Origin of the sequence: Micromonospora chokoriensis (genome assembly GCF_000718555.1) — a bacterium.
Taxonomy (GTDB): Bacteria; Actinomycetota; Actinomycetes; order Mycobacteriales; family Micromonosporaceae; genus Micromonospora; species Micromonospora chokoriensis_B.
In genome coordinates, this window is the sequence record NZ_JOAN01000035.1 from 42,369 (window position 1) to 52,703 (window position 10,335).

General features: G+C 71.1%; 11 protein-coding genes. 7 read left to right on the plus strand and 4 right to left on the minus strand.

The genetic code is table 11. The annotated features are described in order from the left end of the window. Positions 1-8: 8 nt before the first annotated feature. Entirely contained in the window at positions 9-1,625 is a 1,617-nt protein-coding gene (locus IF46_RS0131510; protein ID WP_051724293.1) for a beta-N-acetylhexosaminidase, read from the minus strand. A gap of 192 nt (positions 1,626-1,817) precedes the next feature. Between IF46_RS0131510 and zwf the strand changes: the two genes are divergently transcribed. The 3 genes from zwf to IF46_RS35600 all read left to right on the plus strand — a co-directional run bounded on the left by zwf (position 1,818) and on the right by IF46_RS35600 (position 4,886). Beyond that, a complete protein-coding gene (zwf, locus tag IF46_RS0131515; protein WP_030492051.1) occupies positions 1,818-3,197 on the plus strand; it encodes a glucose-6-phosphate dehydrogenase in 1,380 nt (459 codons plus the stop codon). Between the two features lie 130 nt (positions 3,198-3,327). Continuing rightward, positions 3,328-4,764 carry an OFA family MFS transporter gene (locus tag IF46_RS0131520; protein WP_030492052.1) on the plus strand — a complete coding sequence of 479 codons (1,437 nt, stop codon included), beginning with the start codon at positions 3,328-3,330 and terminating at the stop codon, positions 4,762-4,764. Continuing rightward, a complete protein-coding gene (locus IF46_RS35600; RefSeq protein WP_269640502.1) occupies positions 4,761-4,886 on the plus strand; it encodes an MFS transporter small subunit in 126 nt (41 codons plus the stop codon). The genes IF46_RS0131520 and IF46_RS35600 overlap by 4 nt, the downstream gene beginning before the upstream one ends. A gap of 38 nt (positions 4,887-4,924) precedes the next feature. Here the strand turns inward: IF46_RS35600 and IF46_RS0131530 are convergent, their stop codons facing one another. Next, positions 4,925-5,653, minus strand: a complete 729-nt coding sequence (locus IF46_RS0131530; protein WP_030492053.1) for an SDR family oxidoreductase — start codon at positions 5,651-5,653, stop codon at positions 4,925-4,927. 88 nt (positions 5,654-5,741) lie between these two features. Here IF46_RS0131530 and IF46_RS0131535 point away from each other — a divergent pair, with 88 nt between their 5' ends. The 3 genes from IF46_RS0131535 (at position 5,742) to IF46_RS0131545 (ending at position 7,849) form a co-directional block, all read left to right on the plus strand. Then, complete coding sequence (locus IF46_RS0131535; protein WP_030492054.1) at positions 5,742-6,575, plus strand: patatin-like phospholipase family protein; 834 nt, start codon at positions 5,742-5,744, stop codon at positions 6,573-6,575. 45 nt (positions 6,576-6,620) lie between these two features. Further along, positions 6,621-7,082 (plus strand): peroxiredoxin, encoded by a 462-nt coding sequence (locus tag IF46_RS0131540; RefSeq protein ID WP_030492055.1) that lies wholly within the window; start codon positions 6,621-6,623, stop codon positions 7,080-7,082. A gap of 83 nt (positions 7,083-7,165) precedes the next feature. Then, positions 7,166-7,849 carry a hypothetical protein gene (locus tag IF46_RS0131545; protein ID WP_030492056.1) on the plus strand — a complete coding sequence of 228 codons (684 nt, stop codon included), beginning with the start codon at positions 7,166-7,168 and terminating at the stop codon, positions 7,847-7,849. A 6-nt stretch (positions 7,850-7,855) separates the two neighbouring features. On the opposite strand, the gene IF46_RS0131550 is transcribed toward IF46_RS0131545, so the two are convergent. Next, positions 7,856-8,308 carry a MarR family winged helix-turn-helix transcriptional regulator gene (locus IF46_RS0131550; protein WP_030492057.1) on the minus strand — a complete coding sequence of 151 codons (453 nt, stop codon included), beginning with the start codon at positions 8,306-8,308 and terminating at the stop codon, positions 7,856-7,858. A 96-nt stretch (positions 8,309-8,404) separates the two neighbouring features. Here IF46_RS0131550 and IF46_RS0131555 point away from each other — a divergent pair, with 96 nt between their 5' ends. Next, positions 8,405-8,851: a MarR family winged helix-turn-helix transcriptional regulator gene (locus IF46_RS0131555; protein ID WP_030492058.1), complete on the plus strand. Its 447-nt coding sequence runs from the start codon at positions 8,405-8,407 to the stop codon at positions 8,849-8,851. A gap of 123 nt (positions 8,852-8,974) precedes the next feature. On the opposite strand, the gene IF46_RS0131560 is transcribed toward IF46_RS0131555, so the two are convergent. Next, positions 8,975-10,162: a GNAT family N-acetyltransferase gene (locus tag IF46_RS0131560; RefSeq protein ID WP_030492059.1), complete on the minus strand. Its 1,188-nt coding sequence runs from the start codon at positions 10,160-10,162 to the stop codon at positions 8,975-8,977. Positions 10,163-10,335 lie beyond the last annotated feature (173 nt).

Here is a 10,335-nt window from a genome sequence, read left to right on the forward strand (position 1 = left end):
GGTACGGCTCAGAGCCAGGGCACCTGTGGGGACGGGTAGAAGTTGACCTGTTGCAGTCGCCAGCGGGGTGCCTGCTCCCCCAGTCGGGCCCGGAACGATTCCCAGTCGTGGCTGGCGGAGGTGGACCAGCCGAGTTCGGCGATCGCGGGTAGGCGGGGGAATGCCATGTATTCGATGTCGTCGAGGGTGCGCAGGGTCTCGGACCACAGCGGGGCCTCGACGCCGAGGATGGCGTTCTCGCCGACGCCGGTGACGCGGGTGGCGGGGTCCCAGCCGTACGCGTCGGACACCTCGATCAGGGCGGCCCAGCGCAGGCCGAGGCGGGTGTTGGCGTCGTACTTCATGTCCAGGTAGGCCTTGTTCGCTGGCGACATGATGACCTTGTTGCCGCGGGCGGCGGCTGCGGCGAGACTGGCGTTGGTGGTGCCGGTGCCCCAGAACTGGGCGACGGCGTCGGTGGGCGGGTTGACCTGGGTGATCTCGTTCCAGCCGGAGGCGCGTTTGCCGTACTTCGTGACCAGGGGCAGGACCCGGTTCATGAAGGTGCGGTACTCCTCGTCGGTGGTGGCGTGGGCTTCGTCGCCGCCGATGTGCAGGAACGGTCCGGGTGTGATGGCGGCGAGTTCGCGGATGACGTCTTCGACGAATCGGTAGGTGAGTTCGTCGTTGATGCAGAGGGAGCTGTAGCCGACGGCCATGTCGGTGCGTGGGGGCGGTGCGACGCCGTCGCAGTTGAGTTCGGGGTACGTCGACTGGGCGGCGTTGGTGTGCCCGGGCATGTCGATCTCGGGGATGATCGTGATGTGTCGCGCGGCGGCGTAGGCGACGACGGCCTTGTAGTCGGCTTTGGTGAGGTAGCCGGGGCCGGCGCCGTCGACTCCGGTGCCGGGTCCGCCGCCGACGGTGGTGAGGCGGGGCCAGGAGTCGATCTGGATGCGCCAGCCCTGGTCGTCGGTGAGGTGTAGGTGCAGGTAGTTGATCTTGTACTGGCTGAGCAGGTCGACGTAGGCGGTGATCTCGTCGACGGTGTGGAAGTGGCGGGCGAGGTCGAGCATCGCGCCTCGGTAGGCGAAGCGTGGGTAGTCGATGATCTGTCCGCCGGGGACTGTCCAGGTGGTTCGTTGCCGGTCGGGTGCCTCGATCTCGGCGGGGAGCAGTTGGCGCAGTGTCTGGGTGCCGGCGAACAGCCCGGCGGGGGTGTTGGCTCGGATCGTGACGCCGCGGCGGGTGACGTCGAGTTGGTAGCCCTGCTGGCCGATGCGGTTGTCTGCTCCCCCGATGAGTAGGGCGATCTCGGGTAGCGGGGTGGAGCGTACGGGGAGGACTGGTAGGAGGTGGCCGGTGGCGGGGCGCAGTGTGGTGGCGAGTTGGTGGCCGACGTGCCAGGCGGCGGCTGAGCCGGGGGTGGTGCGGATGACGGTCAGGGGGGTGATCCGGAACGTGTTGTGCGCGTCGGGTCGGGTTTCGACGGGTGCCGGGATGACGTCGCTGAGCTGTCGGGTTGGTGCGGTGGGTGCGGCGGTAGCTGGGGTGGCGGGCAGGATGAGTGGTAGTGCGAGTGCGGCTAGGGCCAGCAGCCGTGTGGTGGTGTGTCGGCGGCGCACGGTACCTCCAGGCCTCGTCATGATCGACCTTCGTCGATTAGATTCGCAGGCTACCGGCGTTCCGCCCGCACTGTAAACCTTCCTTAACATAAGGGCTCGGCGAGACGGCGTTGTCGCCGACCTCACGTACGCCGCACGCTGGGGAATTCCTGAAGTGGGTCGTGCCGTTGTCCGTTCGGAAGATCAGGTTCGGATGATCGATTGGGAAGTGCCATGCACGTGCGCTCAGACGCGGTAGTGCTGTTCGGCGTCACCGGAGACCTCGTCTCGAAGAAGCTGTTTCCGGCGCTGTACGAGTTGACCCGGCGCGACCGCCTCGACGTTCCGGTGATCGGCGTGGCCCGCTCCCCCTGGGACGATCAGCAGCTGATCACCACGGCCCGTAAGTCGGTCACCGAGGCCAATGACGAGGTCGACGACGAGACCTTCGACCGGCTGGCGGGCAACCTTTCGATGATCTCCGGCAACTACGCGGACCCGATGACGTACCAGCGGCTGGCGGAGCGGCTGCGCGACTCCGCGCGGCCGGTCTTCTACCTGGCGATCCCTCCGGGGGTGTTCGGCTCCGTCGTCGAGGGCCTGGCGGCCGTCGGTCTGGCCGATCGGGGTCGGGTGATCGTGGAGAAGCCGTTCGGGCGTGACCTGGAGTCCTCCCGCGAGCTGGATCGCACGCTGGGCGCGGCATTTGCGCCGGAGCGGGTGTTCCGTATCGACCACTACCTCGGCAAGGAAGCCGTCGAGGGTCTGTACGCCTTCCGGTTCGCCAACCGGCTGTTCGAGCCGCTGTGGAACAACGAGCACATCGACAACGTCCAGGTGACCCTCGCCGAGGGTTTCGGCACCCAGGGCCGGGCCGGCTTCTACGACACGGTGGGCGCGACCCGGGACGTGCTGCAGAACCACATCCTTCAGGTCGTCGCGCTCATCGCGATGGAGGCGCCCGCCAGCGAGGACACCGAGGCGTTCCGGGCGGCGGAGGCCGCCGTGCTGCGGCAGATCGTCCCGCTGTCGCCGGAGTCGACCGTCCGGGGGCAGTACGCCGGCTACCGCGACGAGCCGGGAGTGGCGGCGGGCTCGAACACGGAGACGTTCGTGGCGACCCGGTTGACTGTCGACTCCCCCCGCTGGGCGGGTGTGCCGTTCTACCTGCGCACCGGCAAGTCGCTGCCCGGGACGGCGACGGAGGTCGTGGTCGAGTTCAAGCAGCCGCAGCGCTCGCTGATCCCGGCCGAGCGGGGCACGGTGACCGTCGCGAACCTGCTGCGGTTCCGCCTGGGGCGTGGTGACGGCATCACGATGTCGATCCAGGCGAAGAGCCCGGGTGCTGAGGTGGCGAGCCGTCCGGTGGATCTGTCCGTCGACTTCGGTGCGGCGCTCGGTCGCCGTCAGGAGGCGTACGAGCGGTTGCTCGACGACGCGATGGACGGGCAGCACCTGCGCTTCGCGCGCGCGGAGACGATCGAGCAGGAGTGGCGCATCGTCGAGCCGATCCTGGATCTGCCGGCGGCGGTGCGGTCGTACGAGAAGGGCAGTTGGGGTCCGGCGGACGCCGACGCCCTCGCGGGCGGCTGGCACACCCCAGACCTGCGGTAGCGGTCTGAGGGCTGACTGACCGCTCAGCTCAGCGCAGCGACCGTCCGGCGACGGTGAGGTTTGCCGCGTACGCGTGGTGTGGGCACGTTGGGTGCGACGTCTCTCGTCCTCGTCGGAGAGGAAGCACCGCATGCTTTCCGCACTCGATCGTCGGCACACCGTCGCGCCGCCCGGCTACAGCCGGTGGCTCATTCCCCCGGCCGCGTTGGCCATCCACCTCTGCATCGGCCAGGTCTACGCGACAAGCGTCTACAAGAACTCCCTGATCGCCCACTTCGACACCAGCCAGACGGCGATCGGGGTGATCTTCAGCATCGCGATCGTGATGCTCGGGTTGTCCGCCGCGGTCGCCGGGACCTGGGTGGAGGCGAACGGGCCGCGTAAGGCCATGTTCGTCTCGGCCTGCTTCTGGGCGGCGGGTTTCCTGGTGGGCTCGCTGGGCATCGCCACGAAGCAGTTGTGGCTGCTGTATCTGGGCTACGGGCTGCTCGGCGGCATCGGGTTGGGCATCGGCTACATCTCCCCCGTCTCCACCCTGATCAAGTGGTTTCCGGACCGGCCGGGTCTGGCCACCGGGTTGGCGATCATGGGGTTCGGTGGTGGGGCGATGGTCGCCTCTCCCCTGTCGCGGCAGCTGTTGTCGTTCTACGACGCCGGTTACGACCCGGCCAACGCGGGCTCGACGGCGTCGGGCAGCGCGCTGGTGTGGTTGTTCGTGACGCTCGGCCTGGGCTACTTCGTGATCATGATGTTCGGGGTGGCGAACGTGCGGGTGCCCGCGCAGGGCTGGCGGCCGCCCGGCTTCGACCCGGCCAGCGTGGCGGCGAAACCGCTTGTCACCACGGCGAACGTGTCGGCGGCGAACGCGGTGAAGACCCGCTCGTTCTGGCTGCTGTGGGTGGTGCTGTTCTGCAACGTGACGGCCGGCATCGGCATCCTGGAGCAGGCCAGCCCGATGATCCAGGACTTCTTCCGGGACAACGGCGCCTCGGCGGTGACCGTCGCGGCGGCCGGCGGGTTCGTGGGCTTGCTGTCGCTGTTCAACATGGCCGGCCGGTTCGTCTGGTCGTCCACCTCCGACGTCATCGGCCGCAAACCGATCTACCTGGTGTACCTGGGTGTCGGCATGGTGCTGTACGCGCTGCTGGCGCTGGTCGGGCAGAGCGCGACGGCCCTGTTCGTGCTGTTGGCCTGCGTGATCCTGTCGTTCTACGGCGGCGGGTTCGCGACCGTGCCGGCGTACCTGCGGGACCTGTTCGGCACCTTCCAGGTCGGTGCGATCCACGGTCGGCTGCTGACGGCCTGGTCGGCGGCGGGGATCGCGGGGCCGCTGATCGTCAACGGGTTCCTCGACGCACAGGGTGAGCCGGGGTCGTTGACGGCGGCGGCGTACCGTCCGGCGCTGTTCACGATGGTGGGTGTGCTGGCGGTGGGCTTCGTGGCGAACCTGCTGGTGCGGCCGGTGCCGCAGCGCTACCACGAACCGTCAGCGGAGCCGGACGTGCAACAGGATGCGGGCCGGAACGCGGCCGAGGACACGACGACGCAGAGGAGTGGCGCGCGATGAGCGACGATAGCCGACCCGGGCAGCAGGCCCGGCTGTGGATCTCCTGGTTGGTGGTGGCGGCGCTGCTCGGCTACGGGGTGACGCAGACCGCCATCACAGCGGCGAAGCTGTTCACCCACTGACGCCGGTTCCGGCGGTCTCCGACTGCGTGCACGCGCGCTCAGAGACCGCCGGAGACGCGCAGCACGGTCCCGGTGGCGTACGAGGCGTCCGGGCCGAGCAGCCAGGCGATGGCGGCGGCGATCTCGTCGGGTTCACCGGCGCGGCCCAACGGGATACGACCGACGGCGGAATCGGCGCGGTCGGGCACACCAGAGTCGGCGTGGATGTCGGTGCGCACGATGCCAGGTGCGACGGCGTTGACCCGGATGCCCTTCGGGGCGAGCTCCTTGGCCAGGCCGACGGTGAGGGTGTCGGTGGCGGCCTTCACGGCGGCGTAGTGCACGTACTCCCCCGGGCTGCCGAGGGTCGCGGCCGCCGACGAGACGTTGACGATCGCCCCACCGTCGGTGAGTCGTCGGGCGGCCTGCTGCGCGCAGAGGACGTAGCCGACGAGGTTGACGTCGACGACCCGGCGTAGGTCGTCGACGCGCAGCTCGGTGAAGGGCCCGATGGGGCTGGTGACGCCGGCGTTGTTGACCAGGCCGGTGAGCGGGCCGAGCTGCGCGGCCGCGTCGAACAGGGCGTGCACCTGGTCGGGGTCGGTGGTGTCGGCGCGTACCGCGAGGGCTTGTGCGCCGGCGGCGCGCAGGTCGGTCAGGACGGCGGTGGCGGCGGCCTCGTCGCGGCGGTAGCACAGGGCGACGTGGTGACCGGCCGCGGCGAGCCGGCGGGCGGTGGCCGCGCCGATGCCCCGGCCGCCGCCGGTGATGACGGTGACGGGTGCCACGGTGCCTCCCGGGGTGTTTGACCGCTGCGCGCTGGTCGTGCCGACGCTACCGTGACCGGCGCGGGTCGGTCGTCGAGAGGAGGCTCACATGCAACGGGCGTTGGTGCTCGGCGGTGGCGGGGTGACCGGGGTGGCCTGGGAGTTGGGGCTGTTGGCGGGGCTGACCGAGCGGGGTGTGCCGGTCACCGAGGCGGATCTGGTGGTGGGGACGTCGGCGGGTTCGGTGGTCGGCGCGCAGGTGTGCTCCGGGTTGCCGCTGCAGGGGTTCTACGCCGAGCAGTTGGCGCCACCGTCGAGTGAGGTGGCGGCGCGGTTGGGTTTCGCGGCGTTGGCGCGGCTGGTGTGGGCCGGTGGTCGTACCCGTGACGCGGTGCGTTCGCGGGCCCGGATCGGGGCGATGGCGGTGGCGGCGCGTACTCCGTCGGAGGCGTCGCGACGCGCGGTGATCGAGGCCCGCCTGCCGGCCCGGGAGTGGCCGGCGCGGCGGCTGCTGGTCACGGCGGTGGACGCGTCCTCGGGTGAGTTTGTGGTGTTCGACCGCGACAGTGGGGTGTCTCTGGTGGACGCGGTGGGCGCGAGTTGCGCGGTGCCCGGGGTGTGGCCGCCGGTGACGATCGGCGCGCGTCGTTTCGTCGACGGTGGGATGCGTTCGAGCGTGAACGCGGATCTGGCGGCGGACGCGCGGCGGGTGTTGGTGCTCGCGCCGACGTCGGCGGCGTTCGGGCCGATGCCACGGCTGTCGGTGCAGGTGGACGGGTTGCGGGCGGGCGGGTCGCGGGTGGTGGTGGTGACGCCGGACGCGGCGGCGCGTACGGCGATCGGTCGTAACGTGCTGGACCCGGCGCGGCGGGCGGGGGCGGCGCGGGCCGGACGGGCCCAGGCCGATGTGGTGGCTGACGAGGTGGCGGCGCTCTGGGCGTGATCGCTTACGCTCACCGCGCGGTCGATCAGATGATGGAGGTGCGCGGTGGCGGGTGTGGGTGTCGGCGACGTGGTGCAGGATTTCGAGCTGCCGGATGAGACGGGCACGCCGCGGCGGCTGTCGGAGTTTTTGGCGGCCGGGCCGGTGGTGCTGTTCTTCTACCCGGCGGCGATGACGCGGGGGTGCACGGCGGAGAGCTGCCACTTCCGTGACCTGGCGGCGGAGTTCGCGGCGCTGGGCGCGTCGCGGATCGGCATCAGCCGCGACTCGGTGGCGAAGCAGGCCGAGTTCTCGAAGCTGCACGGCTTTGACTATCCGCTGCTGTCCGACGCCGACGGCGCGGTGGCGCAGCAGCTCGGGGTCAAGCGGCGGGTGCCGTTGGGGCCGTTGAGCATGAAGCGGATGACGTTCGTGATCGGCACCGATCGGCGGGTCATCGAGGTGATCCACAGCGAGGTCAGCATGAACGACCACGCGGACCGGGCGTTGCGGGCACTGGGCGGCTGAGCGGGCACGAGCCCCGTGCGGGGGGTGTCGCAGCCGGCTGGTATCAAGACAGCAATCAAACAGGTGTACGGAAGAGGGTTGTGATGGATACCGGCCAGGGTTTGTCCACTAGCGAGGTGCAGAGCATCCGGGAGGCGTTGGCGGCCGGGCGCAAGCCGCGGGTGGTGTTCACCGCGGCGGCGGGGCAGATCGCCGGTCAGGTCGGTCAGGTGATCGAGCTGACCGATCCGGAGGTGTCCGACGAGTTCGTGGTGGTGCGTTTCGGCCGCGACGAGCTGCCGTTCTCCCCCGCCGACCTGGCGGTGGCGCCCAAGGGCGTGACCCGGCGGGTGGTGGAGCCGAAGCCGGAGCCCGAGCCCGAGCCGCCCGTGGTGGCCGCGCCGGAGTTCGTGTTGGACACGCCGCGGGTGCCCGCGCAGCGACAGGAGGAGCCGAAGGTGGAGCAGACGGAGAAGCCGCCGGCGCGGCGGGCGGTCAAGGCCGTGAAGCCGAAGGGGCCCGCGGGCCTCACGGTCACCCTGGCGTACGCCGAAGGTGAGTGGACCGTCGCCGCGCAGCAGGGCGCCAAGGCCCTCGCGAAGCCGTACGTGGTGAAGCCGGCGGAGGCGTTGAAGATGGTGGCGTTGGTCGACGTGCCGGGGGTGCAGGAGGCGGTGGAGCAGATCCTCGGCACCGAGCGGGCCGAGGCGGAGCAGCAGGCGGACAAGCTGCGCGCGGAGCTGGCCGAGATCGAGGCACGGCTTGCGGAGCTGCGCGAGGCCCGCTGAGGCGGGTCAGCGCCCGCTGTGGTGTCGCAGCAGTCGGGTGAGTAGTCGCGTCAGCTGCTCGCGCTCGGTGCTGGACAGGGGGGCGAGCAGATCGCGTTGGACGCGGTCGACGGTCGCGCCCATCCGGCGGGCCTCGTCGGCGCCGGCGGCGGTGACGCTGATGACGTTGCGGCGGCGATCGGCCGGGTCGGGGGCACGCACCACGAGCCCTCGGCCGGCCAGGTCGTTGATGGCGGCCACGACGTCGCTGCGATCGATGCCGCAGCGGCGGCCGAGGTCAGCCTGACTGGCGGGGCCGTCCTCGGCCAGGGTGGCGAGCAGCCGGTAGTGGTAGCCGCGCAGGTCGTGCGCGGCGAAGCCCTCGCTGAGTAGGCGGGTGGCGTGGCTGGCGGTCTGGTTGAGCAGCCAGCTCGGGGTGGTGCTGAGCCCGGCGGGTGACTGCGGGGCTGCGTTTTCCATGAGCGCAGCCTACCAGTAATCGTTGGTGCGACCAACGATTAGGTGTTACGTTGGCGGCTCCAGCGTTGGCGCGGCCAACGTTTCGAAGGAGGCGTCATGTCCACCGTCCCCACCCTCAACGGTCAGGTCATCGGCCACGCCCACTACGCCACCCGGGCCCTGCTCGAACGGGCCGTGGCTCCCCTCGGCGTCGAGTTCAACCAGGTGCTCGCCCTCAACGTCCTGGCCAACGGCCCAGTCGACCGCGCAGACCTCACGCATCGGGTCACCAGCACGCTCAAGGTCGACGAGCAGGAGGTGCAGCGGGTGCTCGCCACCCTCGTCGACGCACACCTCGCCCAGGTCGACGACGAAGCCGACACAGCACGGCTGCGACTGACCGACGCCGGCCACGCCGTGCAGGCCCGCATCGCCGACGCCGTCGCGGGCATCAGCGCTCGCCTCTACGCGGACATCCCGAGCGACGAGGCGAGCGCCGCTGCCCGGGCGCTCACGCTGGTCACCCGACGCGCGAACGCCGAACTGGCCGCGACCCCGACCTGACCAGGCGCGAGCCCGACGGGGTGTGGGTAAGTCCTACCGGCCGGCCCGCGCGGTCCTTCGCGGCCGCGTGCCCGGCCTGGCCGAGGTGACGCTTTAGCCAGGACCGCGCCGGGCCCGGCCCGGTCAGAAGTAGTCGAGCAGTTGCGCCGGACCTCCGACGCCCAACAGGTCCAGGGCATCCGGCGCGACACCGGCGGCATGGTGCAGCAGGCCGGCCTGCGCGACCGAGCGGGCGTGCGCTGCTCCGGCGTAGAGCAGGGCGAAGCCGCGTACCTCCAGCCGCAGGTCTGCCTCGCCGCTGACCCGGGTCAGCTCGGCGGCGCCGTCGGCGACGGTCAACCGCCAGGTGCCGGTGTTCCACTCGGCGAGCGGGTCGGTGAGGTGAAAGTCGACGGAACCCCGGACGTGGGCGGGCCACCCGCGTGCGCTCACCGCGCGGACGACGTCGACCGGCCGGTGCATCCACAGGTCCCGTTCGTGCTCGCGAGCCGACTCCAGCGGCAGGTGGGCGCTGACAGCGTCACCGTCGAGCGGGCACAGCCGCAGAGTCGGTGCGACGCTGGCCCAACTGCCGAGCACCCCGACGAGTTCCCGGGCGGCCTCGGCGCTGACGGCCAGGGCCTCGTCGACGGTGAGCACCGAATCGGCCCCGTAACCGCGGCCGCGCTGCCAGGTGGCGTAGCCGACCAGGTCGCCGTCGTCCTCGACGAGGGTGAGCCCATCGCCGGGCAGGCCACGGTCGGTGGCGTCGAACAGCTCACCGCGGCGGGTCAGCATGCCGTTGCGGTGCCGGGTGACCCGCTCGTACAGGGCGGCGACGGCAGGCAGGTCGGCGGGCGTGCCGGCACGGACGGCCAGACGCGCGGCGGGACGGTGTCGGGGCAGCGCGGCGGTGGCCAGATTGACGGTGCGCAGCACACCGGCGGTCTCCCACCCACAGGCCCGGTACGGTGCGGCGACGGTCGGGTAGAGCGCGCTGATCGCCGCCCCCCGCTCGTGGGCGCCCCGCAGTAGGGCGGTGAGCATGGCGCGCGCCACGCCCCGACCACGGGCCTCGGGCGCGACGGCTACTCCGGCCACGTCGGCGGCCGGCACCGCTCGCCCGGACCACCACTGGTCGTGGTGCAGGTCGACGGCCTTGCCGACGAGCCGACCGGCGTCGTCGAAGGCTCCGTAACGGGTCAGGCCGGGCACCTCGACGCTCGCCTGTGGGGGACGCTGGGAGTCGGAGCCGAACGCGAACCGGCCCAGCTCCCAGGCGGCGTCGAGGTCGTCAGCGGTGAGTTCACGTACGTGCACGGTGGCGGGCATCGGCACACCGTAGCCGGACACCCGTCAGCCCCAACCGCCAATTAACGGCCAGCCCAAAAACCGCCGTGCCCCTGGCTCCCCCACCCGCCCCTGCCTCCCTCCCTCCCGCCCTCCCTCCCTCCGCCCCCTCCCCCGTCGATCATGGAGTTGTGGTGGGCAACAAAGCACCCGCT

Excerpts from the sequence above, each read along its gene's own strand:
- IF46_RS0131510 (WP_051724293.1), bottom strand. The coding sequence starts at position 1,625 with ATGACGAGGCCTGGAGGTACCGTGCGCCGCCGACACACCACCACACGG.
- zwf (WP_030492051.1), top strand. The coding sequence starts at position 1,818 with ATGCACGTGCGCTCAGACGCGGTAGTGCTGTTCGGCGTCACCGGAGAC.
- IF46_RS0131520 (WP_030492052.1), top strand. The coding sequence starts at position 3,328 with ATGCTTTCCGCACTCGATCGTCGGCACACCGTCGCGCCGCCCGGCTAC.
- IF46_RS35600 (WP_269640502.1), top strand. The coding sequence starts at position 4,761 with ATGAGCGACGATAGCCGACCCGGGCAGCAGGCCCGGCTGTGGATCTCC.
- IF46_RS0131535 (WP_030492054.1), top strand. The coding sequence starts at position 5,742 with ATGCAACGGGCGTTGGTGCTCGGCGGTGGCGGGGTGACCGGGGTGGCC.
- IF46_RS0131545 (WP_030492056.1), top strand. The coding sequence starts at position 7,166 with ATGGATACCGGCCAGGGTTTGTCCACTAGCGAGGTGCAGAGCATCCGG.
- IF46_RS0131550 (WP_030492057.1), bottom strand. The coding sequence starts at position 8,308 with ATGGAAAACGCAGCCCCGCAGTCACCCGCCGGGCTCAGCACCACCCCG.
- IF46_RS0131555 (WP_030492058.1), top strand. The coding sequence starts at position 8,405 with ATGTCCACCGTCCCCACCCTCAACGGTCAGGTCATCGGCCACGCCCAC.
- IF46_RS0131560 (WP_030492059.1), bottom strand. The coding sequence starts at position 10,162 with ATGCCCGCCACCGTGCACGTACGTGAACTCACCGCTGACGACCTCGAC.